This window comes from Mesorhizobium sp. Root157 (assembly GCF_001427385.1).
Classification (GTDB): domain Bacteria; phylum Pseudomonadota; class Alphaproteobacteria; order Rhizobiales; family Rhizobiaceae; genus Mesorhizobium.
Window position 1 is genome coordinate 109932 of sequence record NZ_LMGJ01000023.1, and the last position, 22386, is coordinate 132317.

Genomic DNA, 22386 nt, shown 5'->3' on the forward strand with positions numbered 1-22386 from the left:
GGTTCGGCGGCAGAAAAGGGGAATGAGATGCGCGTTCTGCTGATAGAAGATGACAGTGCAACAGCACAGAGCATCGAACTCATGCTGAAGTCTGAAAGCTTCAATGTCTACACCACCGATCTGGGTGAGGAAGGCGTCGATCTCGGCAAGCTTTACGACTACGATATTATTCTTCTCGATCTTAACCTGCCCGATATGTCGGGTTATGAGGTCTTGAGAACGCTTCGCCTCTCGAAGGTGAAGACCCCAATTCTCATTCTCTCCGGGATGGCCGGTATTGAAGACAAGGTGCGCGGCCTCGGCTTCGGCGCCGACGATTATATGACCAAGCCGTTCCACAAGGACGAACTGGTCGCCCGCATCCACGCCATCGTGCGCCGTTCGAAGGGACATGCCCAATCGGTGATCACCACGGGCGACCTGGTGGTCAATCTGGATGCCAAGACGGTGGAGGTCGCCGGCCAGCGCGTTCACCTCACCGGCAAGGAATACCAGATGCTGGAGCTGCTCTCGCTGCGCAAGGGCACGACGCTCACCAAGGAAATGTTCCTCAACCACCTTTATGGCGGCATGGACGAGCCGGAACTGAAGATCATCGACGTGTTCATCTGCAAGCTCAGGAAGAAGCTCGATGCTTCGTCGGGCGGCCAGAATTATATCGAGACCGTCTGGGGTCGCGGCTATGTGCTGCGCGAGCCGGAAGATATCCGCGAAAGCGCCTGATCAGGTGTCGTTCAACGAAAAAGCCCGGCTCAAGCCGGGCTTTTTCGTTATTGCTGTCAAGCCGTTACGGATCAGGCGGCAATCTGCAAGGTGCGGAACCGCTCGATCAGTTGGGAGCGATTGAACGGCTTCAATAGATAGCCCTGGGCGCCCGCCCGCTTGGCGCGCATGATGGCGCCGATATCGACCTCCACGAGGGATATCAGTATTTGCGGAACGACCGGGGCGGCAATAGCGCGGATCTGGCGGATGAGGTCGGGCGCCTGCATGTCGGGCAGGGTTCCGTCGATGACGATGATATCTGGCATCTCGGTCGCGCAGATTTCGAGCGCACCGCCCCCAGTACCGCTTTCGACCACGATCATGTCGGCGCTGCTCAAGATACGCCTGGCAACCTTGCGGATGACGCTTGATCCGTCGACGAACATGCAGCGCTTCATTTTCACGTCCCTTTCGGCCCGTTGCCCGGCTACGAGCCACGGGACAATCGAAACCATTGTAGGTCGAGCCGGTAAAAAAGCGGGAAATGCGTTAGGTAAAATATTCCCAAAGATCGGGCGTCAAAAACAGGCGAAGGGCGCGGGCGCAGCTGTTTGTCAGGTCCCCTGCGGGCTCGCCACCGCACACTGACCGGGCGCGGCAAGCGCCCAGTCAAGCGGGGTCTTGTCAGCCAGCGCCTTTGTCAGGCCGCAGTCAGGGTGATTTCTTCGGAGGTGGCGTGGATGGAGATCGTCATGCCGGCCTCGCGCGCTAGAAGCAGCGTGTAGTAAGGCTGCACGGCATGGGCATCGATCGCTTCCTCGGGCTTATGGCCAGAGTGCAGTTCGAGGAATTTGGGCGGCACGCGCAGCATCGTGCCACTGGAGGCCAGCGTGAAGCGCGGCTCGGTCTCGAGGTTCTCGAGCGTCACCACGATGCGGCCGCCGCGCGGAATGGCGGCGTTGGCGACGAGAACCAGGTTGAGCAACAGCTTCACCTTGTTCTTCGGCAGCAGCGCGCGCGGGCCGGTCCATACCAGTTCCGGCTTTTCGTTCTTCAGGAACGCCGTGGCGACGGCTTCCGCATCGCCGGTATCGATCTGCATGCCGGCGGAACCGGCCGCACCGAAGGCGATGCGCGCGAACTGGAGGCGGGCGGAGGCATTGCGGGCGCTCTGCCGGATCAGGTTCATGGCGTCTTCATCGGCGCCGCCCTCGTCCAGCAGTTCGAGGCCGTTGTTGATGGCGCCGACCGGGGAAATGATGTCGTGGCAGACGCGGCTGCACAGGAGGGCCGCGAGGTCGGGGGCGGAAAGGGTAAACAAGTCAGTCATGAACGGTGGTCCCTGGAAAATCGGAAGCTGTCAAAATGGATATCGTCCACGCGCCACGCACACCGAATCACGTTGTCCTCCCCGGCCATGAATATCGTGCGCATCGTCGCGCGCCAATTCAAAACCGTACTTTGTCTTCGGTACACTGGTGCAGAACGCCGATAAAATGTCCCCAAAACGGCGCCGGCCCTCGAAAGGCCATCATCTTCATGTGAAAGCTTAATGGTTGAAAAAGGATTACGGCATAGTTTGCCGTGATGACCGAAAGCAGCCGCTCAAGAGCTGCGGGGTTCGAGGCGCAGGCACAGTGCTCCGTTACGGAGATTGACTGCATGTTTTCCCGATTCTGCGACCGGGGTCTATTCCGGGTCATCGCACTGACGATCGTCTTTGCGAGTGCATTCGCCCTTTCGATTTCGGCTTCCCGAGCCCAGGAGTACACCGCCCAGGAAATCGTCGATTCGGGCCACAAATTCTTCGGCGCGACTTCCGGCGGTCTGGCCAGCGTCGTCGAGAAGGTTTTCTCCTCATACGGCCTGCCGAACGGCTACGTGTTGGGCGAGGAAGGGTCCGGCGCCTTCATCGGCGGCCTGACCTATGGCGAAGGCACGCTCTACACCAAGAATGCCGGCGACCATAAGGTGTTCTGGCAGGGGCCGTCGCTTGGCTGGGATTTTGGCGGCGTTGGCTCGCGGGTCATGGTGCTGGTCTACAACCTTGATGACGTTAACAACCTTTACACCCGCTTTGGCGGTGTTGCCGGCTCGGCCTATATTGTCGCCGGCGTCGGCTTCAACGTGCTCAAGAGCAACCAGATGCTGCTTGTGCCGATCCGCACCGGCGTCGGTGCCAGGCTCGGCATCAATATGGGCTATCTGAAGCTGACCAACCAGGCGACCTGGAACCCGTTTTAGGGCGGGTCGCCCGAAAATGGGAAAAAAGCGCGTTGCCTGAATTCGTTTGAAAGTGGCGCGTTTTAGTCAGCCGCCCGCTTCAAAAACGCCTTGACCGGAGCGATCGGCTCTTGCCGTCGCTCCGGATTTGCGTCATGCGATGGTGACTGCCGCCGCAGATGGCTCAACCGCAACGGGTAAATGGTCGTGGTCCAGTCGATCCTGTTTTTCGTGCTCGGTTTCCTGTGCGCCGCATTCCTGGCGCTGCTGGTCGCGCCGGCCATCTGGCGCCGGGCGGTGACGCTGACGCGGCGGCGCATCGAAGGCTCGATGCCGCTCACCCAGTCCGAGATCCGGGCCGACAAGGACCAGTTGCGGGCCGAATTCGCCATGGCGGCGCGGCGACTGGAAATGACCGTCGCGGCGTTACAGGACAAGACGGCCGGGCAGGCCGTGGAGATGGGCCGTCTCGGCGAGAAACTGAAGGCCGCCCAGTCCGACGGCAGCCGCCAGAACGAGGTGGCCGCCGCATTGGAAGGCAGGATTGCCGCCCTTGATGCCGAGATTGGCCAGCGCGATCAGAAAATCGGGCAACTGGTGGCAAATCTGGCAGAGGCCGAGAAACTGGTCGAGCAGCGTGCGGGCGAGTTGGAAAAGCTCGGCCAGATGTATGACGAGGCCAGCTTCCTTTCCAGCAACCGCCAGATCGAACTGGTGGCGCGCGAATCCGAACTGGAGACGCTTGCGGGCGATATGCTGAACCTGCGCAATCAGCGCAAGGAGATGGACGCTCGCAATCGGGAGATTATTGCCGAAAGCGGGACTGCGCGTGAGGCGTTGAAGGGCGAGCAGAAACGGGTTGCCGACCTGGACAAGAGGATCGAGCGGCTTCTCGGTGTCGTTGCCGACCGCGAGGAAAAGCTGGAGCGCCGGGAAAAGGAACTCGCCACGCTGCGGGAGAAGCTCAAGGGCGGCAATTCCACCGCAAGTCGCGGTCTGGAGGCGGCAAAGAGTTCTTTGCCGGCGCTTCAGGTGGATATCGGCGCGCCCCGCAACGGTGTTCTGCCGCAGCTGGAAGGCGAGATCGACAAGATCGCAGCAAAGGTCAATGCCCATCGCGAGCGGCTGGAAGAGCGCCTGGTGAGGCTGGCCAGCGAAACCTGCAACGCGAAGGGCGATCCTGCTGGAGGAGCATCGCTCAACGGCGGCAGCAACGACAATGGCCAAGAAAGCGTTGATCTACGCGAGCAGATGACCGACCTGGCAGCCGAGGTGGTGTATCTGACCGCGCTGCTCGACGGACCGGCCTCACCGATCGCCACGGCGTTGGCCATGGATGAGAACCGGCAGGCGGCGAGCGGCGGCAGGGGCCATATTTCGAGCCTGGCGGATCGTGTGCGGGCATTGCAGAAGGCAATCCCTACCGGCTGACGCCGTGCATCCTGACGGATGCGTAGTGGCGACCTATCTATTTGTTTTAGCTTTTGATTTTCAGAAAGCCGGGTTCCACTTTTCAGTCCGGTTCTCTAGAATCTGCCGGCTGAAAAGTGGTGCAACGCAATGGCCGAGGCGGCAGCGACATTCAAGGAATCGAAATCCCGCGCCATGGCGATGCGGGCCGTGGTCAGGCGCGAAAGCAGCGTCTGCGGCAATCCTTCGCCTTCGCTGCCGAGATACAAGGCCAGGCGCCCGTTTCGTTCGACATCGCGGATATCCGTCCGGCCGGCCGGCGACAGGGCAAGCTGCGCAAAGCCATCGCGGTCGAGCATTCCGGCCAACTCGGCCGTATCGCCGAAGGCTGCGAACGGCACCTTGAGCGCCGCCCCCACCGAGACGCGGATGGCCTTGCGGTAGAGCGGGTCGCAACTGGTCGTGTCGAGCAGGATTGCCGCCGCGCCGAAAGCGGCCGCATTGCGGAAGATCGAGCCGACATTGTCGTGGTTGGCGATGCCGACGAGCACGACGACGAGCGCTTCGGCGTCCAGCGTCTTGACCAGTGCGCCGGCGTTTTCCGGCGTGCCCTTGCGGCCGATGGCCAGAATGCCCCGGTGCATGTGGAAACCGGCGATGCGGTCCATCGTCTCGCCGGACGCCACGTAGACCGGAACGCCGGCGGGGGCTTTTGCGAGGATATGCTCAAGGCCGGCAAGGCGGTTTTCCAGAACCAGTATGGATTCGGTTTCAAACCGCCGCGCGGTCAAAAGCACATCCAGCACGACCTTGCCTTCCGCAACGAAGCGGCCCTGCCTTCCGACAAGGTCGCGCTCGCGGATGTCGAGATAGGCTGCGACCCGCGGATCCAGCGGGTCATCGATGCGGACAAGCTCCATTTTCTCCCCGGATCAGGGCATCGGATCGAACGGCGATAACCGGTTTTCAGATCCGCTGCTCAAACAAGTGCGCCCTTCGGACGTACATTCCAATCCCCGTGGGATAAAGGCGCGACCGGGCCCGCGGTCAAGTGCCCGTGCTGCGCAAGCGGGCTGGAGGCATTTCTTTTTCCTCCTCGCCGAAAAGCTGTCCGATCAAAGATAGCAGCCTGCGGACGGCGTCAGATCGGCACGAATAGTAGATCGTCTGACGGTCGCGCCTGGTCTGGACGAGATCGAATGCGCGCAGCTTGGCGAGATGCTGGGAAAGCGCGGACTGGCTCAACTCGACCTTGTCGGCGATGGAGCCGACCGACAGTTCCGCGTCGATCAGGTTGTTCATAATGGCCAAGCGCTTTTCATTCCCCATCAAAGTGAGGAAAGCGGCAGCATCAGCACTCGCGAATGAGTTTGTCGTGTCCATAGGCCCCCGTTCCGCTACAAAAACCCACAACGCCACGGGGGCAGATGGCGCGGGGGTAGTGGCATTCAAATCCGGGCGCTGCTTGCGCAGCGCTTTTGCAGTCCTTGGAAACTAAGGCATTCCGGGTAAATCTCAAGGCATATCTACAGTTGCGCAAAAAAGCCGCTGGTGCTGGTCAGGATTTGCCGATCCGGTCCTGCGATACGCGCCCTGCCTTGGCCATTTCAACCAGGATTGGCCGCAGGTCCTGCGCAGACTTCAACGGGTTTGGGAAAAATACGCGCCGCGTCTCGTCGCCCGCCACCAGGTCCATGCCGTCGGCATCGAAGCCCGACAGGGTCCAGTTGCCGCCCGAAGCCTTGGCGAAATGGCTGGCGTAGACCGAAATCGCATCGAGATGCTCTTCGTTCATGTGGTCGAGCGCTGATTGTTCGCTCGCCGCCAGTTCGTCGTTGATCGCGGCGTCGACGATCAAGTCGCTGCGGGTGAGCAGAAATGCCTTGCCGAAGCCGCCGTTCAGGCTGGCGCGCTCGATTTCAAGGCGGAAGAAGGCGAAATCTCCGAGATCGGCGTAGAGTTTTGCTTTCGGATTGCGGTTCAGGTAGCGGCGTTTGGCGCGGTCACTGTCAGTCGTGCCACGCTCCAGTCGCTTTGCCCGGCATACCAGCGTCAAGCGCGGGTAGGCCAGTGCGTCGCCCTTGCCAGGCTCGCCGACCAGCAGCGAACAGCGCGGATCGGCAGCGATCGCCTGCGTATGCGCCGACAGGCCGGAGATCAGGATCAGCGGCGTGCCGTCGATGTCGGTCGCGACGCCGACCCGGCTGGCGAGCGGAACACCGGTTTGCGGCTCGAGCACGGCCACGGCGCCGAAGCGGGCGCCTCTCAGCAACGTCTTGGCCAGGCGGATCGCCTCGGCATCCGTCGGCCGGATGACCTCCATCTTCCGCTCTTCCAAAATACCAACTCCTATAAGATGATAATTATTGTCCAGTTATTGGCCAACAATACCGGATTTGACAAGAGCCTCGGCTTCGCTTTCGGCAATGCCTAAGCGGGCGAGTATGACAGATGGAGCGGGTGCGCGCTCATCCGGCGGTGCGGCAGCGAAAGTCGGCGACCGGGAAAAGCGCGGCGACGGGGCGGGGCGGTCGAGCCGGCCTGCCTTGACGAAGGCCTGGCGCGCGACGTTGTGCGGATGCCGCCTTGCTTCCGCCAGCGAAAGCACCGGGGCCACGCAGGCGTCGGTGGCATCGAAAATCTCCGCCCACTGATCACGCGTCTTTTGCCGGACTTTCGCGGCAATCTCTGCGCGCATCTGCGGCCACAACTCCTTGTCGTACTGACCGCCGACGAAACGCGCGTCGAGCGGGAGCAGCCTTGCGAACTCTGCGAAGAAATGAGGTTCGAGGCAGCCCACGGCAATATGGCGGGCATCGCCGGTTTCGTAAGTGTCGTAGAACGGGGCACCGGAATCGAGCAAATTGTCGCCGCGTGTCTCGTTCCACAAGCCGGCCGCCATGAAGGCATGAATAGGGGCGGCGAGCATCGAAGCGCCCTCGACCATCGCCGCGTCGATCACCTGGCCTTTCCCGGATTTCGCCCGCTGGAGAAGCGCCGCCAGCACGCCGGTGACGAGCATCATGGTTCCGCCGGCATAGTCGGCGACAAGATTGAGCGGCGGCAACGGCTTTTGCCCCTTGGCGCCGATCGCGTGAAGAACGCCTGACAGCGCTAGATAGGTGATGTCGTGGCCGGCGCGGCCAGCAAGCGGCCCATCCTGGCCAAAGCCGGTCATGCGGCCGTAGACGAGGGCCGGATTGCGGGCCAGCGCATTGTCGGGACCGAGCCCCAACCGCTCCATGACGCCGGGCCGGAAGCCTTCGACCAGCACATCCGCCTTCTCGACGAGGCGCAACACCAACTCCGTGCCATGAGGGTGCTTGAGGTCGAGCCTCAGGATCGAGCGGCCATGCCGATCGAGGTTAAAGTCGTCGGGCAGTTGCAGGAAGGCCCGATCCGTGTTGATGCGCTCGATGCGTACGACATCGGCACCCATTTCGGAGAGCATGAGGCCCGCCAGCGGCACCGGCCCCAAGCCGGCCATCTCGACCACCGTCATTCCGGCCAGAGGGCCGGCCTTCGACAGTGGTGCGGCGTCGGCGTCCATCGCCGGGTTCATTTCACGCATGTCCTGGTCCCGAAACCGGTTTCCACTTTCGGGAGACATGCTTTATTTCGGCGCCATGCGGATGGCGCCGTCGAGGCGGATGGTCTCGCCGTTCAGCATCTGGTTTTCGACAATGTGCAGGGCAAGTGCCGCATATTCCGACGGCTCGCCGAGCCGTGGCGGGAAGGGCACCGCGGCACCCAGCGAATCCTGCACGTCCTGCGGCATGCCGGCCATCATCGGTGTCTTGAAGATACCGGGCGCGATGGTGCAGACCCGAATGCCGGAGCGGGCGAGGTCGCGTGCCACCGGCAGCGTCATGCCGACGATGCCGCCCTTTGACGAGGAGTAGGCAACCTGGCCGATCTGGCCGTCATAAGCGGCGACGGACGCCGTGTTGACGATGATGCCGCGCTCGCCGCCTTCGAGGGGTTCGAGCTTGCCTGCCTGGTCGGCGAACAGGCGGATCATGTTGAAGGTGCCGATCAGGTTGATCTCGATCACCCGGCGGTACTGGTCAAGCGGGTGCGGGCCGTCCTTGCCGACGGTCTTCACGCCGATGGCGATGCCTGCGCAGTTGACGAGGATGCGGGCCGGGCCAAGCTTTGCAGTGGCTTCGGCAATCGCCGCCACGCCGGCCTCGGCGCTGCTGACATCGCACTTGACGGCGACGCCGCCGATGTCGGCTGCAACCTTTTCGGCGCGGTCGATGCCGACGTCGAAAATCGCCACGCGCGCGCCCTTGGCGGCGAGGGCTCTCGCCGTCGCTTCGCCAAGCCCCGATCCGCCCCCCGTCACGATTGCAATCTGGCCGTTCGGGTTCATGGCAGTCTCCGCCTTGCTGGAATTACTTCAAGCTATACGAAGCCCCGCCAAGCTGCGCAACCGCGCCGAAAGTCGTCACTTGTCAGGCAGGAACGGCGAACTGGTCGGCGTGGCAGACCTCACCGGCGAGTTTTGCCACGGACCCGGCGGCGATTTCATGCGCAAGCAGCCGCTCGAGATCGACGGGCCGCGGCATCGAGATCTGTCCACGCGGGATCTTCTTGAAGCCGAGCGGGCCATAGTAAGGCTCGTCGCCGACCAGCAACACCGCAGGCGACGCGGCCTTGGTCGCAGCCTCCAACGCCATCGCCACCAGCTTGCGGCCGATGCCGAGGTTCTTGTAGGCAGGCCGCACCGCCAGAGGTCCGAGCATCAGGGCGCGGCCCTTGCCGGCGGCAATGCGCGTCATGCGCACCGATGCGATGACCTTGCCGCCGTCCATGGCGACGAAGGAAAGGGCGCGCTCGTGCGGGCCGCCTTCGCGGATCTTGTAGGCGGCGCGCGCGAAACGCCCCGGCCCGAAGGCTTCTTCGTTGATCACGTCGATTTCAGGGTCGTGCGCCGGGGTCTCCGGCAGGTAAGTGACGTCGGCAAGGCTCATGGTCTTTGCATTCCGGTGTGCAAGGAAAGGGTGCTGCATAGGGCAGCGGTCGCCAGTCAGCGCTTCAGGCGCGGGCGTCCTTTCGTCGTCGGTCAAACCGGATGGTTGCAAAGAAGTCCAACATCGGAATTCCCGCTAGCATCAATTTCAGACCGCTGCAATCGGCCTTTTGGCGCCTTGCATGTCCGTTTGACGGACTGTTCAGCTTCAGCGGGTCCACGGTCGGCACTTTCCACCCTACATAGGAGACAAAGACGGAAAGGACGCATCATGGGTTTATTGGTTGACGGCAAGTGGCAGGACCGTTGGTATGACACCAAGGCAAGCGGCGGCAGGTTCGAACGTTCGCAGGCGCAGTGGCGCGACTGGGTCACCGCAGACGGGACACCGGGGCAGGGGCGCAAGCGCGGCTTCAAGGCCGAGCCGGGGCGCTATCATCTTTATGTATCTCTCGCCTGTCCGTGGGCGCACCGTACGCTGATCTTCCGGGCGCTGAAGAAGCTGGAAGGCATCATTTCGGTTTCCGTCGTGCATCCCTACATGGGCCCGGACGGCTGGACGTTCCGCGCCGAAGACGGCGCAACCGGCGACACGGTTTACGGGCTCGACTTCCTCCACCAGATCTACACCAAGGCCGATCCGGCCTATTCGGGTAGGGTGACGGTGCCGGTGCTGTGGGACAAGAAGGACGAGACCATCGTCTCCAACGAGTCGTCCGAGATCATCCGCATGTTGAATTCCGCCTTCGGCGAATGGGGCGATGCCAGCGTCGACTTGTATCCCGAGGCGCTGAGAGGCCAGATCGACGATATCAACGCGCTGGTCTATCCGGCGATCAACAACGGCGTCTATCGTGCCGGCTTCGCGACCACGCAGGAGGCGTATGAAGAGGCGGTCAACGAACTGTTCGCTGCGCTTGACGGGCTGGAGGAGCGGCTGGGAAGACAGCGCTACCTTGTCGGCAACCGCATCACCGAGGCCGACTGGCGGCTGTTCACGACGCTGGTGCGCTTCGATCCGGTCTATGTCGGCCACTTCAAGTGCAACCTGAAGCGCATCGCCGACTATCCGAACCTGTCGAACTATGTTCGCGAACTCTACCAGGTGCCGGGCGTGGCCGGGACGGTCAATCTCGACCATATCAAGGGGCACTATTACGGCAGCCACAAGACCATCAACCCGACCGGGATCGTGCCGGTCGGCCCGGAGATCGACCATTCGATGCCGCATGACCGGGCAAGGTTGCTGAAGGCAGCCTGAGCTTACCAATAGGGCGAGGGCGCGGCTCCGTCGAATGTCTCGGCAAGCCTGCGCCGCGTTGCGGGCGTCGTGGCACCGGGCAAATCGTCGAGCCTGAAGAAGCCGGCTTCGGCGATTTCGCGGTCCGGCAGCTTCGGTGCGGACTGGGCAAAGTGTTCGACAAGATAGAGGCCGACATGATCGCGGCGGCTGGCTTGCCGGTTGAAGTGCATTGATTTCAGTACGGGGGTAGCGGCAATGGAAATGTTGCCCTCTTCCGACAGTTCGCGCCGCAGCGCGTATTCCATCGTTTCACCCAGCTCGACGCCGCCGCCCGGCAATTGCCAGCCGGGCACATAGGTGTGGCGGATCAGGAACACGCTTCGTTCGGCGCGGTCGAAGACAAGTCCCCGCACGCCCAGCGTCATCGGCCGCCTGACGAGGAAGAACATGTGGAACAGCCTGGCCCTGACCCCCGGCCAGCCGGTTTGGCGAAAGGCCTTCTCCTGGTCGATGTCATTCAGGGGGGCGATGTCGTTCATGAGAATTTCCAACCGTAGCGATGCCGGAGGTGGAAAGCGGCGCGCGCCTCCCGTAAGAGTGAAGCCATGTTCAGGCTCGCGCACATGTCGGATGTCCATCTGGGGCCGTTGCCCGATGTATCCTATCGCGATCTCGCCTCCAAGCGGGTGGTTGGCTACATCAACTGGCAGCGCAACCGGCGCCGTCACATGCACGATGCCGTCATCGACACGATCGTCGCCGATCTCAAGGCACAGGCGCCGGATCACATCGCGGTCACCGGCGATCTGGTCAACCTTGCGCTGGATGGCGAGATCGAAATGGCGAGGTCGTGGCTGGAGACGCTGGGTTCGCCGCAGGATGTCTCCGTCGTTCCGGGCAATCACGACGCGTATGTACCGGGCGCGTTCGGCAAGGCCTGCCGGTCGTGGGCGGCATGGATGAACGGCGACGGCATCAGCCACCCGATCGACCGCAACAGCTTTCCCTATCTGCGCGTGCGTGGCAACATCGCCCTTATCGGCGTGTCGACGGCACGGGCGACCGCCCCCTTCATGGCCAACGGCTTTTTCCGCGAGGGGCAGGCCGAACGGCTTGGCGAACTGCTCGCCGAAACCGCAAAGCGCGGGCTGTTTCGGGTGGTGATGATCCATCATCCGCCCGTGCGCGCAGCCGTCTCCCAGCACAAGCGCCTGTTCGGCATCCGCCGCTTCCAGAAGGTGGTCGCGCGCCATGGCGCCGAACTTGTCCTGCACGGCCATTCCCACGAGCCGTCGCTCTATTTCATCGGTAGCGGCAGCGCGCGCATTCCGGTGGTCGGCGTGGCGGCGGCAGGCCAGTCGCCGGGCGGCTCGCATCCAGCGGCGCAATACAATCTGATCGATATCGGCGGCGAGGCGGGAAATTGGCAGATCAGCCTGACCCGCCGCGGGCTGACCGGCCCGGCGATCCCGCCCGCCGATGTTCAGGCGATCGACCTGACGAAGGCTTCCGAAACTCAGGGCCCTCTGGTCAGAACGTGACCTTCATCGCCACGATGCGATCCCAGAAGAGAACCAGCGCGAAAATCAGTCCCACCAATGCTCCGGCTGCAATGATGGCGAGACCGGTCAGAAGCGCCGACAGAAGCTTGTTTCGGGGAGCGGCTTCCAGCACGGACTCCACCTTCGAACCCGCCCGCGCTCCGAAACCCGCCGCTATCTCCACCTCGTCGCCGTCCTTCATACGCTCGTGCTCGACGATACGCTCGGCAATATAGCGGGTTACCTGGGCGGCGACCGTTTTCATGTCGGTGGATTCGGCCAGCACCACGCGCCCGAGGCGCGTGTCCCTGACAAAGCGGAACGTGCGGCGATCGCGCCCCATGGCGACGTGGCTGACGGCATCGATCCACAGCCGGGGCTGCAATCCGGACGAGATGGCAAAATCGAAATTGTCCATGTCCGAAGGTGCCTCGGCGAACACCGGCGCCAGCTCCGCCGCCATCAGTTCGAGGCGCATTCGGTGGGCTTCGCGCATGTCGACGACGACATCGTCGCGGTCGGCAAAGCCGTTCTTGACCTCGCGTATGGCGTCGGACAGGGCGCTCGATGCCTCGCTCGACATGAGGTTTTCGCTGGCATCCTTCATTGCACACAGGTCTCGCGGTTGGTTAACCGGAAATTATCATAACGGGTTGTGAAAAACATCAGGTCGGCAAGTCGTGGAGTCAGGCCGTGTAGCTTCGACCTGTGACCGGATCAGGGCCACGACATCGGCCAGTGCTTCCGCCATCAGCATATGGCCGGCTCCCGGCACGATCCGGACGGTGAAATGCGGCGGCAGGCCTTGCGCCTGGCCTTGCGGAAGAACCGGATCGCCGGTTCCCCACATCACCGCGACCGGCATGGGCAAAGTGGCGATCAGGTCGCGCGGGATTTCGCCTTGCCGCTCGCCCTTGGTGATCAGTGCGGCAATCTCGCAAAGCTTTTCGCTCTGGCCCCGTTGCCGGCGCGTGTCGGCATAGAAGCTGACGGTGTCGTCCGCGATCGCAGCTTGAGGTCCCGACATCGCGGCGAGGCAGGCCCGAATTTCGTCACCCTCGACCGCCGCGCCGTAGCGGCGCAACAGCGGTGCGTTGATTTCGGGGCCGAAGCCGCCCGGCGCCAGCAAAGTCAGCGAGGCAACGCGTTCGGCTGCCATCAATCCGATGAGGACAGCAATCGCGCCCCCCATCGAGTGACCGACCACATGCACCCTGTCGATACCTCGCTCAGCCAGGTCGGCGAGGATCGCCCGCGCGGCCAGCTTCGGCGGCCCTGCATCGGGAAAGGCCAGCGAATGGCCATGCCCCGGCAGGTCATAGGCAATGGTACGCGCTCGGTCGGCAAAGCTCGAAACGATCCCGTTCCAGGCCGCGTGGCTCGCACCGAAGCCATGCAGGAACACCAGGGTCGATGCGCCGCTAGCCCCGCCCGAGGCGTCAATGTCGGATGCGAAAAGCGGACTGCTCATGCGAAGCTCAACTCGAACTGCCCAGCCCCGCCGCACGCAGTGCTTCCACGAGGCGGTCGGTAAGATCGGCGGGGTATTTGCGCTGCTCGAAGGTCTTGCGAGGGTTGGCAGCAAAGCCGGGGAAATCCGTCATCAGTTCGTTGAGCCGTTCCTTCTTGATACGCACATCGCCCATCCAGTCAGCCGCGATCAGCCTTGCAGCCAGATAGTGGGATTTTTTCGTCGTCGGATTGAGCGCTGCCGTGGCGCGCACGGCCCCTTTCATGTCCCCCAGCATGAACTCACCGAGAAAGAGGCCGAAATCCCACCAAGGCGGGTGCGCGCTCGTTGCCTCGACGGCGCGTGCCATGATCGGCGTGCCGTCCTGATACTGGCCGGCAAAGATCAGGCCATATCCGTAGGCGGCGGCCATGGTGAGGTCGTAGGGGTTTATCTCGTAGGCCTTGCGCATCCAGCGGATCGATTCCTCCGCATTGCCCAGACGAGAATTCATGTAGCCGTAGGCGCGGTGGGCATAAGGGCTGTTGGCGGCCATTTGTATCGCCCGATGAGCCATGGCCATCGCCTTGTCGCGCGAGGCGTCCGCCGGGTAGGCATACCGGTCGGTCACCGCCTCGAGATGCAAGGCTGAAAGCTCCGAGTAGACAAGCGCCGACTTCGCGTTCAACGCCAGAAGTTGCTCAAAACAGCGATAGGCGTTTTCGTGGGTCCGGGCGTTGGGGTCCTGGTAGTAGTCGTCGTTCAAAAGCAGGCAGCGCGTCAGTCCGGTCTGGGTGCCAGCCTGCTCGACATAGCTGTAGACCGAGCCCGAGGCGGTTATCGTCGTGGTAAGCAGGCCCGCAATCTGGTCTTCGATATTCTGCGGCTGGATTTCGGCCTGATCGAGGGTGCGTGACAGAAGCATCCGCCCGCTTCCGAGATTCTGCAATTCGATTGTGACGCTGCCCGCCGTCGAACCGGGAATCACCCGGAAGATGAAGCTCAAGGCCGCTTGCTGCGAATTCGAGTCCTCCTCGACGTCGCGGCCGATGAAGTCCACCGTATCGAAGCCCGAAAGGCCCCTGCGCAACGAAGCCGCGACCGCGGCGACCTCGGGCGTGCCTTCCCTGGCCGAGATGTAGATCACCGGAAGGGCGTCCGTGTCGTTGTCTTCTATGCTGCTTGTGGTGGCGGGGGTGTCGAAGCTGGTGGTCGTTGCCTCGGCGGTCGTCGACAGCATATCGACCTGCCGCAACAGGACAAAACCCAGCGTTGCAACGACGATGCCGATCGCCAGCCACATGAATGCCATTTGCCATGCAAGCGACGGGAAGGGCAACGCGCCAGTGCCGCCCGCGCGGCCCTGTGCGTTCCTCCATCCTGCCTTCGTTGCGCCCATCTCTTCGTAGGCGGGCACATAGCTTCCGCGCGGAATGGTGATGCGGATCGGCTCCGAGGCGCCCTCGGTGGCAAAATACTGCTTCAGCAGATCGCGCAATCGCCCTGCCTGCACACGCACCACGGCATCGGTCGATGGATCGAACTCTGCGTCCTTGCCGAAAACGTCGACAGCGATGGAGAAGCCCTTCAGGCGGTCGGCTTCGCCGGCCTGTTCGCGCTCGACCAGGTACTGAAGCAGATCCCTCGCGCGTTCCGATCTGCTGAAGGTTTCGCTGACGAGCAGCCGCTTCAGCGTTTCGCGCACTGCGGGGGCGGCAGGCGGATGGTGCTGCAAGTGTCGGACCTCTCAAGTCGGCACGAGTTAGAAAGCAATCATATATAGCTTATGTCACTAAACAAGCAGCCCTGCTTTGGTACAGGACTGGTTCGCGGGACAGTTTCCGCGAACCAGTGTAGTGTGCCGTCAACCGGCCTTTTTGCCGAGGATTCGGTTGGCAGCCGATACGATCGCCTCGAGCGATGCCGCGGAAATATTGGTGTTGATGCCCGCGCCGAAAATCTTCCCGCCCGGATACTCCATCTCCATGTAGGAAATGGCGGCTGCGTTCGAGCCGCGCTGCATGGAATGCTCGGAATAATCCAGAACCGACATCGGCACGCCGATATGGCGTGACAACGCATCGACGAAACCGTCGATGGGGCCGGTTCCGCTGCCGGAAATCTTCACTTCCTTGCCGTTGTCGAGCACCGTCGCCTCGACAAGTCGCCGGCCTTTCGCTGCGGTGTCCGGATAGGTGTGGTGATCGACGAATTTAAAACGGGCGCGAGGCTGGTCGACATAGGCCTCCAGGAAGCGATCGTAGATGCGCTTTACCGACACTTCCTTGCCTTCGGCGTCGGTGATCGCCTGGATGTCTTGGCTGAACTCGATCTGCAGGTTGCGGGGCAGGTTGAGGCCGTAGTCGGCCTGCAGCACGTAAGCGATGCCGCCCTTGCCGGACTGCGAGTTGATGCGGATGATCGCCTCGTAGCTGCGGCCGACGTCCTGTGGGTCGATCGGCAGGTAAGGCACTTCCCAGAGTTCCTTGTTGGCCTTCTTCAGGGCCTTCATGCCCTTGTTGATGGCGTCCTGGTGCGAGCCGGAGAAAGCCGTATAGACCAGTTCGCCAACGTAAGGATGGCGCTCCGGTATCTTGAGCTGGTTCGAATATTCGTAGACGTCCTTCATGCGCGGAATATCCGAGCAGTCGAGTTCTGGATCGACGCCTTGCGTGTACATGTTGAGCGCCAGCGTGACGATGTCGACGTTGCCGGTGCGCTCGCCATTGCCGAACAGCGTGCCTTCCACGCGGTCGGCGCCCGCCATCAGGCCGAGTTCGGTCGTGGCGATGCCGGTGCCGCGGTCGTTGTGCGGATGCAGCGAAATGATGAGGTTTTCGCGATTGTCGAGGTGCCGGATCATCCACTCGATACGGTCGGCATAGATGTTGGGCGTCGACATCTCCACCGTGGACGGCAGGTTGACGATGAGCTTGTTGTCCGGCGTCGGCTTGACGATCTCGGTGACCGCGTTGCAGATTTCAAGCGCGACTTCGAGTTCGGTGCCGGTGAAGCTCTCCGGCGAATACTGGAAGCGATAGCCGGAATGTCCCGGCCCCTTGGCGGCCTTTGCGGCCATGTCGGTGATCATCTTGGCCGCGTCGGTGGCGATCCTCTTGATGCCGTGCACGTCCTTTTCAAACACCACGCGCCGCTGCAACTCGCTGGTCGAGTTGTAGAAATGCACGATTGGCCGCGTCGCCCCCTGCAGCGATTCGAAAGTGCGGCTGATGAGTTCGGGCCGGCACTGGACAAGCACCTGCAACGAAACGTCCGACGGGACGTTGCCTTCCTCGATGCACCAGCGCGCGAAGTCGAAATCGGTCTGCGAAGCCGAGGGGAAGCCGACCTCGATTTCCTTGAAACCCATGTCGAGCAGGAGTTGAAACATGCGCGCCTTGCGGTCGTGTCCCATCGGGTCGATGAGCGCCTGATTGCCGTCGCGCAGATCGACGGAGCACCAGATCGGCGCCTTTTCGATGACCTTTGACGGCCAGGTCCGGTCGGTGAGGCCGACTGTCGGGTAAGGTTGGTATTTGCGTGGGGCATCCGGCATGCCCTTGTGGGACTGCGGGTGGATTTCTTCTCGTGCGTTCATCGTCCTGTCTCCCGCCGCTTGCCTGCCTGCCCCAGAGTGTCATGCGTCCGAACCGACGCATGGAGGACACTCTAACACCTTGATTGAGCACCAAAGTAAACCGGAAACCGGATTCCGTTTTTCGGTTGGATGCTCAGGGCGGCCACGATAGCCGAACGGCGCTTTTAAAATTCAGTTGCTGTATATGACTTGCCAAGGAGCATGGTGCCAAACGGCGGCTAACGACCGCCGGGCGCTCCTTCAGCGGGCCCGGCGATCGCCGATAAGGCCGAGAAGCAGCAGGGCAGAGGATAGCGCGCGCAACGTCTCGCCGGAGAATCCGGTCGGACGGGGTGCAGTCGATGCGCGGCGCATATTCATGATGCCTGTCTCTTACAGGAGCGATGGATGCGAGGCAAGTGTCGTGCGCCGGCATTCACTTGACCAGCCGGGCCACCAGCCGCGCGAGGCTTGGACCGAGCAGCAAGACGATCAGGAAGCGCATTGTTTGCAGCGCCATGACGAAGGAAATGTCGACGTTGCTTGCCGCGGCGGAAATGATGGCTATGGAATCCATGCCGCCCGGGCTGGTGGCGAGATAAGCGGTCAGCGGGTCGATGCCGAGCAGATGGCTGATTGCCCAGCCGAGGCCGCCGCAGAAGGTCATGAGGATCAGGATCGAGCCGACGATCTGCGGCAAGGCGCGCGTTGCATGGCGCAGGATGGGTCGGGTGAAATTGAGGCCGATCGCCCAGCCGATCAAGGCATAGCTTGCCGCCAGGAGCCATTGCGGCAGCTGGAAATCGACGCCGAAACCCAGGTGCAGCACCGTGCCCAGGATCATCGTGCCGAGGAAATAGGGCGATGGCAGTTTCAGCATCTTGCCGGCCAGCGCTCCCACGGCGGCGAGGGCAATCGTGGTGCCAAACGGACCTGGTTCGATCGCCGGGAACCAGACGATGGCCGGTATCTCGACCCCGGACGTGTCGACCCAAAGCCGCGCCACCATGGCGGCCGCGACCGAGACGAAGATGACCCGCATATATTGCATGAAGGCAACAAGACGCTGGTCTGCGCCGAAGGCGCCTGCCATCAGCACCATGGCGGTGGCGGCGCCCGGCGACGAGCCCCATACGGCGGTCGTTCCGGGAAGGATGTGCCAACGGCTGATCAGCCAGCCGAGCAAGCTGGACGCAGCGACGGTGGCCACCGAGGCTCCAAGGAAAATCGGCCACTCCGCGTAGAGTGTGTCGAAGATTCCGGGTGCGATCGAGCCGGCGATGAGGCAGCCGATGACGGCTTGCGCCGAACAGAAGGCGGCATGCGGCACGCGCACGGTCGCACCATTGGTGCCGGCGACGATCCCGGCAAGCATCGGGCCGATCAGCAAGGCGGCGGGCAGGGCGGCAAGTTCCAGTCCGCCGACGAAGACAGCCGAGACGAGCAGGATGAACGCCCATTGTGACGGGGGTCTTGCGCGCGCCAGGTGCTCTTTCGTTTGCGGCGGGGAGCTTTGATCCATGATCCGGTCTTAACCCGCCCGCCGTAAAAACGCGAACCCGCAGCCTTTCAAACAGCCGGGATCGATTGTGCCACGCGCAACCCTTGGCTTGGCGTCAACGGGGGGTGTCAGGGCAGCCCGACGCCGCCGGCCGGATCTGTTTCTATCTGGAATTCGAAACCGGCTATGAGCGGCTTGGCTTTGGCGATGGCTTCCTTCACCTCGGCCAATTCCAGCGACGCCTTGTGGCTGGCCTGGTCTGTCCAGACCTCCGTCACCCAGATTGCGGACGTGTCGGCGGGGTCGCGGGCAATGATGTAGTTGAGGCAACCCGGCATGGAGCGGGTGCCTTCGAGCAGAATATAGAGCAACTGGTCGCGTTTGCCGGGTGCGGCACGCATCTTTCCAATCAGGCCGTACATCCGTTTCTCCCGCGCTTTCGATTGTGCGAACTGCATGCGAATTTGTGACTACGGCGCAGCAACCTTAGCGGATCGCGCGCCGACAGGAAATCGGCAAGCGCGTCGTTTGGTGAAGAGCGGTTCCAATGCTTAACGGGCGGGGAGGCCAAGGAGGCCGGCAAGGATCAGGCGAATGGCACCGCGACCGTGCCCTTGGGCAGCTTGGCCTCGTCGTCCGGCTCGACATGGATCGTCACGCGCACAGACGGCACTTCGGCTTTCAACGCGTCTTCGATGCGGTCGCAGATGACATGGCTTTCGCCTACGGTCATGTCCGCGTCCACGACCATGTGGAACTCGATGAAGGTGGCCCGGCCCGCGATGCGGGTCTTGAGGTCGTGCACCTCGAGCGCGCCCTTGGAGTTGGCGGAAATGATGTCGCGGATATGCATCTGCTCTTCGGTATCGACGCCGCGGTCCATCAATCCGTTCAGGGATTCGCCGGTCACCTTCCAGCCCTGATAGAGGATGTTCAGCGCCACCAGCAGCGCAAGCAGCGGGTCGAGCACGTGCCAACCGGTCAGGACGGCTCCCACCAGGCCGGCAATGACGCCGGCCGAGGTGACGACGTCTGTCATGATGTGCTTGCCGTCCGCCTCCAGCGCCGGGGACTTGGCGCTGCGGCCGGCCCGGATCAGGATGGTGGCCCAGATGGCGTTCACCACGGCTGCGCCGCCGTTGATGGCAAGACCTTCCCACGGCTGCTCCAAAGGCTGAGGGTCCTGGAGCGACTGCCACACCTGGGCAATGATCAGCAACGCCGCCACCACGATCAGCACGCCTTCCAGCACGGCGGAGAAGTATTCGGCCTTGTGGTGGCCGAAGGGGTGATCCTGGTCGGCCGGCTTGTGACTGACGCGGATGGCCCAGAAGGCGGCCATTGCCGTGATGACGTTGACGATCGATTCCAGTGCATCGGAATAGAGCGCCACCGAGCCCGTCATGCGCCAGGCAACGAACTTCAGGCCCATCACCGCGAACGCGACGATGATCGACCAGAAGGCAAGGGCTGCGATCTTCTCCTTGGAGGTCATGAGACGACTTTCACCTTATGACCTAAGCCGCCTTTTCCTTGGTCTTGCGCGGCAGGTGCGCGACGACGTTCTCGATCATGCGCATGCCGGCGTCATGACCGAGCGTCATGATCGATTCGGGGTGGAACTGAACGGCCGCCACCGGTTCGTTGCGGTGCTCGAAGGCCATGATGGTTCCGTCCTCGCTCTCGGCGGTCACCTCGAACTCCTGCGGCAGGCGGGCCGGATCGGCAAAGATCGAATGGTAGCGCCCGACCGTCACTTCGCTGGGCAGGCCGGAAAAGATGATGCCGGGCTTCGAGACGCGGATGCGCGAGGGCTTGCCGTGCATGGGGACGGAAAGCTGGCGCAGTTCGCCGCCATAGGCTTCGGCAAGCGCCTGCAGGCCAAGGCAGACGCCGAAAATCGGCAACTGCCGCTGCCTGGCCTTCCTGATCGTGGCGGCACAGTCGAAATCCTTCGGCGTGCCGGGTCCGGGCGACAGCACGACGAGATCGGGCTTCAGCCGGTCGAACACCTCTTCGGCAACCGGCGAGCGCACGGTCGAGACGTTGGCGCCGGTCTGGCGGAAATAGTTGGCCAGCGTGTGGACGAAAGAGTCCTCATGGTCGACCAGCAGGATGTTGACGCCTTCGCCAACGCGGGACGTGGCCCGTTCGGTTGCGGCGGCGTTGCCGGCCTTGGCGTCGCGGATGGCGGAGAGCATGGCGGATGCTTTCAGTTCGGTTTCGGCTTCTTCGTCCTCGGGGACGGAATCGAAAAGCAAGGTCGCGCCGGCGCGTACCTCGGCAATGCCGTCCTTTATGCGGATGGTGCGCAGCGTCAAGCCCGTATTGAGGTCGCCGTTGAAATGCACCATGCCGATAGCGCCGCCATACCAGGCCCGCGGCGATTTCTCGTTCTGCTCGATGAAGCGCATGGCCCACAGCTTCGGCGCGCCGGTGACGGTCACCGCCCAGGCGTGCGACAGGAAGGCGTCAAACGCGTCCATGCCTTCGCGCAGCCTGCCCTCGATGTGGTCGACGGTGTGGATCAGGCGCGAATACATCTCGATCTGGCGCCGGCCGATGACCCGAACCGAACCGGGATCGCACACCCGGCTCTTGTCGTTGCGGTCGACGTCCGAGCACATGGTGAGTTCCGACTCGTCCTTCTTGGAATTGAGCAGCTTGAGGATCTGCTCATGGTCGGCGATGGCGTCGTCGCCGCGCTTGATGGTGCCGGAAATGGGGCAGGTCTCGACACGCCGCCCATTGACGCGCACGAACATTTCGGGCGATGCGCCGATCAGATATTCGCCCTCGCCGAGATTGATGAAGAAGGAATAGGGCGAGGGATTGATGGTCTTGAGCCGCCGCGCGATGTCCGAGGGAACGGTTTCGCAGCGCTCGTAGAACATCTGGCCGGGCACGACCTCGAAGAGGTCGCCGCGCTTGAAACTGGCCATGGCGCTGCGCACCAGCCTGGCATATTCGCCGGGCTCGTGGTCGCCGCGCGGCGGGATGCGGTCGGACGGCTTGAACGGCTCCTCGCGCGCCTCGCGCGGCAGGCCTTCGGTCGAAAAGCCCTGGCCGGAATAGTCGTAGCGGTCGGTCCAGGCCTTGGCCGAATAATGATCGACGACCAGGATTTCGTCAGGCAGGTAAAGCACGAGGTCGCGCTGGCTCTGCTTGCGCTCCAGCGTGTATTCGACCGGGTCGAACTGGAAGGCGAGATCGTAGCCGAAGGCGCCGTAGAGGCCGAGGTTGGAATCTTCTTCCGTCTTGAAAAGCGCCGTGATGGCCCTGAGCACCGTGAACACCGACGGCACGCGGCTGCGTTCTTCCTCGGTGAACACGCGGCCCGGCTTGGCGACTTCCAGTGCAATCAGCTTGGCGCTGCTTTCATTCACCGTCACGTCGGCGAGTGCTGCGACCGCCTTGGCAATGGTCGGCAAAAGCATTTCACCGCGTCTGTTAAGTGCCTCAATGCGCATGGCGCGTCCGCGCGCCGACATCGCCACCGGCGGGTCGATGATGGCGGTGTCCCAGCGCGTATAGCGGCCGGGATATTCGTAGTTGGATGAAAACACTGCGCCGCGCCGCGAATTCAGAGCGTCGATATAGGCCTCGATCGCACCGACATAAGGCCGGTCGTGGCGCTGGCGGGTAATGGCAACGCCGCCCGCGGTGACAAAGCGCTCAGCGCCGTTGTCCAGAATTTCCACCGTCATTGCCGTCTCCCGTTCGCTTGCCACGGACCCGGAGGCTCAAAACGAAAATGGCCG

Annotated in this window: 22 protein-coding genes; 5 read left to right on the plus strand and 17 right to left on the minus strand. The window is 62.6% G+C overall.

Annotated features, from left to right (window positions below):
• Positions 1-27: 27 nt before the first annotated feature.
• Positions 28-723 (plus strand): response regulator transcription factor CtrA, encoded by a 696-nt coding sequence (gene ctrA, locus ASD64_RS12780; protein WP_056105582.1) that lies wholly within the window; start codon positions 28-30, stop codon positions 721-723.
• 71 nt (positions 724-794) lie between these two features.
• On the opposite strand, the gene ASD64_RS12785 is transcribed toward ctrA, so the two are convergent.
• Complete coding sequence (locus ASD64_RS12785; RefSeq protein WP_056105949.1) at positions 795-1163, minus strand: response regulator; 369 nt, start codon at positions 1161-1163, stop codon at positions 795-797.
• Between the two features lie 242 nt (positions 1164-1405).
• A complete protein-coding gene (chpT, locus tag ASD64_RS12790; protein WP_056105583.1) occupies positions 1406-2035 on the minus strand; it encodes a histidine phosphotransferase ChpT in 630 nt (209 codons plus the stop codon).
• A gap of 332 nt (positions 2036-2367) precedes the next feature.
• Here chpT and ASD64_RS12795 point away from each other — a divergent pair, with 332 nt between their 5' ends.
• Positions 2368-2949: a DUF1134 domain-containing protein gene (locus ASD64_RS12795; RefSeq protein ID WP_056105584.1), complete on the plus strand. Its 582-nt coding sequence runs from the start codon at positions 2368-2370 to the stop codon at positions 2947-2949.
• A 180-nt stretch (positions 2950-3129) separates the two neighbouring features.
• Positions 3130-4359 (plus strand): hypothetical protein, encoded by a 1230-nt coding sequence (locus ASD64_RS12800; RefSeq protein ID WP_413813601.1) that lies wholly within the window; start codon positions 3130-3132, stop codon positions 4357-4359.
• Between the two features lie 95 nt (positions 4360-4454).
• On the opposite strand, the gene ASD64_RS12805 is transcribed toward ASD64_RS12800, so the two are convergent.
• From ASD64_RS12805 to ASD64_RS12830, 6 genes are all read right to left on the minus strand, one after another.
• On the minus strand, positions 4455-5258 hold the full coding sequence (locus ASD64_RS12805) for a TrmH family RNA methyltransferase (RefSeq protein ID WP_056105585.1): 804 nt from the start codon (positions 5256-5258) through the stop codon (positions 4455-4457).
• Between the two features lie 127 nt (positions 5259-5385).
• Positions 5386-5721: an ArsR/SmtB family transcription factor gene (locus ASD64_RS12810; protein WP_056105586.1), complete on the minus strand. Its 336-nt coding sequence runs from the start codon at positions 5719-5721 to the stop codon at positions 5386-5388.
• A gap of 175 nt (positions 5722-5896) precedes the next feature.
• A complete protein-coding gene (locus ASD64_RS12815; RefSeq protein WP_056105587.1) occupies positions 5897-6661 on the minus strand; it encodes a HugZ family protein in 765 nt (254 codons plus the stop codon).
• 51 nt (positions 6662-6712) lie between these two features.
• Positions 6713-7909: a CaiB/BaiF CoA transferase family protein gene (locus tag ASD64_RS12820; RefSeq protein ID WP_244480789.1), complete on the minus strand. Its 1197-nt coding sequence runs from the start codon at positions 7907-7909 to the stop codon at positions 6713-6715.
• A 42-nt stretch (positions 7910-7951) separates the two neighbouring features.
• Entirely contained in the window at positions 7952-8713 is a 762-nt protein-coding gene (locus ASD64_RS12825; protein ID WP_056105588.1) for a 3-hydroxyacyl-CoA dehydrogenase, read from the minus strand.
• Positions 8714-8795: 82 nt separating this feature from the next.
• On the minus strand, positions 8796-9314 hold the full coding sequence (locus ASD64_RS12830) for a GNAT family N-acetyltransferase (RefSeq protein WP_056105955.1): 519 nt from the start codon (positions 9312-9314) through the stop codon (positions 8796-8798).
• A gap of 270 nt (positions 9315-9584) precedes the next feature.
• On the opposite strand from ASD64_RS12830, the gene ASD64_RS12835 reads away from it, so the two are divergent.
• Positions 9585-10574, plus strand: a complete 990-nt coding sequence (locus ASD64_RS12835; RefSeq protein ID WP_056105589.1) for a glutathione S-transferase family protein — start codon at positions 9585-9587, stop codon at positions 10572-10574.
• Positions 10575-10576: 2 nt separating this feature from the next.
• Here the strand turns inward: ASD64_RS12835 and ASD64_RS12840 are convergent, their stop codons facing one another.
• Positions 10577-11095, minus strand: coding sequence for an NUDIX domain-containing protein (locus ASD64_RS12840; protein WP_056105590.1), 519 nt, complete (start codon positions 11093-11095; stop codon positions 10577-10579).
• 66 nt (positions 11096-11161) lie between these two features.
• Between ASD64_RS12840 and ASD64_RS12845 the strand changes: the two genes are divergently transcribed.
• Complete coding sequence (locus ASD64_RS12845; RefSeq protein ID WP_056105591.1) at positions 11162-12097, plus strand: metallophosphoesterase family protein; 936 nt, start codon at positions 11162-11164, stop codon at positions 12095-12097.
• On the opposite strand, the gene ASD64_RS12850 is transcribed toward ASD64_RS12845, so the two are convergent.
• The 8 genes from ASD64_RS12850 to ASD64_RS12885 form a co-directional block, all read right to left on the minus strand.
• Positions 12087-12704: a hypothetical protein gene (locus ASD64_RS12850; protein WP_056105592.1), complete on the minus strand. Its 618-nt coding sequence runs from the start codon at positions 12702-12704 to the stop codon at positions 12087-12089. The genes ASD64_RS12845 and ASD64_RS12850 overlap by 11 nt on opposite strands.
• A 36-nt stretch (positions 12705-12740) precedes the next feature.
• Positions 12741-13568: an alpha/beta fold hydrolase gene (locus tag ASD64_RS12855; RefSeq protein WP_056105593.1), complete on the minus strand. Its 828-nt coding sequence runs from the start codon at positions 13566-13568 to the stop codon at positions 12741-12743.
• 7 nt (positions 13569-13575) lie between these two features.
• Positions 13576-15282, minus strand: coding sequence for a tetratricopeptide repeat protein (locus tag ASD64_RS12860; RefSeq protein ID WP_056105594.1), 1707 nt, complete (start codon positions 15280-15282; stop codon positions 13576-13578).
• A gap of 129 nt (positions 15283-15411) precedes the next feature.
• The gene (gene leuA, locus ASD64_RS12865; RefSeq protein WP_056105595.1) at positions 15412-17145 is read right to left on the minus strand and encodes a 2-isopropylmalate synthase; all 1734 of its coding nucleotides are present in this window, start codon (positions 17143-17145) and stop codon (positions 15412-15414) included.
• A gap of 415 nt (positions 17146-17560) precedes the next feature.
• Positions 17561-18646, minus strand: a complete 1086-nt coding sequence (locus tag ASD64_RS12870) for an AbrB family transcriptional regulator (protein WP_056105596.1) — start codon at positions 18644-18646, stop codon at positions 17561-17563.
• 107 nt (positions 18647-18753) lie between these two features.
• Complete coding sequence (locus ASD64_RS12875) at positions 18754-19047, minus strand: putative quinol monooxygenase (RefSeq protein ID WP_056105597.1); 294 nt, start codon at positions 19045-19047, stop codon at positions 18754-18756.
• A 164-nt stretch (positions 19048-19211) separates the two neighbouring features.
• The gene (locus ASD64_RS12880) at positions 19212-20120 is read right to left on the minus strand and encodes a cation diffusion facilitator family transporter (protein WP_056105598.1); all 909 of its coding nucleotides are present in this window, start codon (positions 20118-20120) and stop codon (positions 19212-19214) included.
• 22 nt (positions 20121-20142) lie between these two features.
• The gene (locus tag ASD64_RS12885) at positions 20143-22332 is read right to left on the minus strand and encodes an anthranilate synthase (protein WP_056105957.1); all 2190 of its coding nucleotides are present in this window, start codon (positions 22330-22332) and stop codon (positions 20143-20145) included.
• Between the last annotated feature and the right edge of the window lie 54 nt (positions 22333-22386).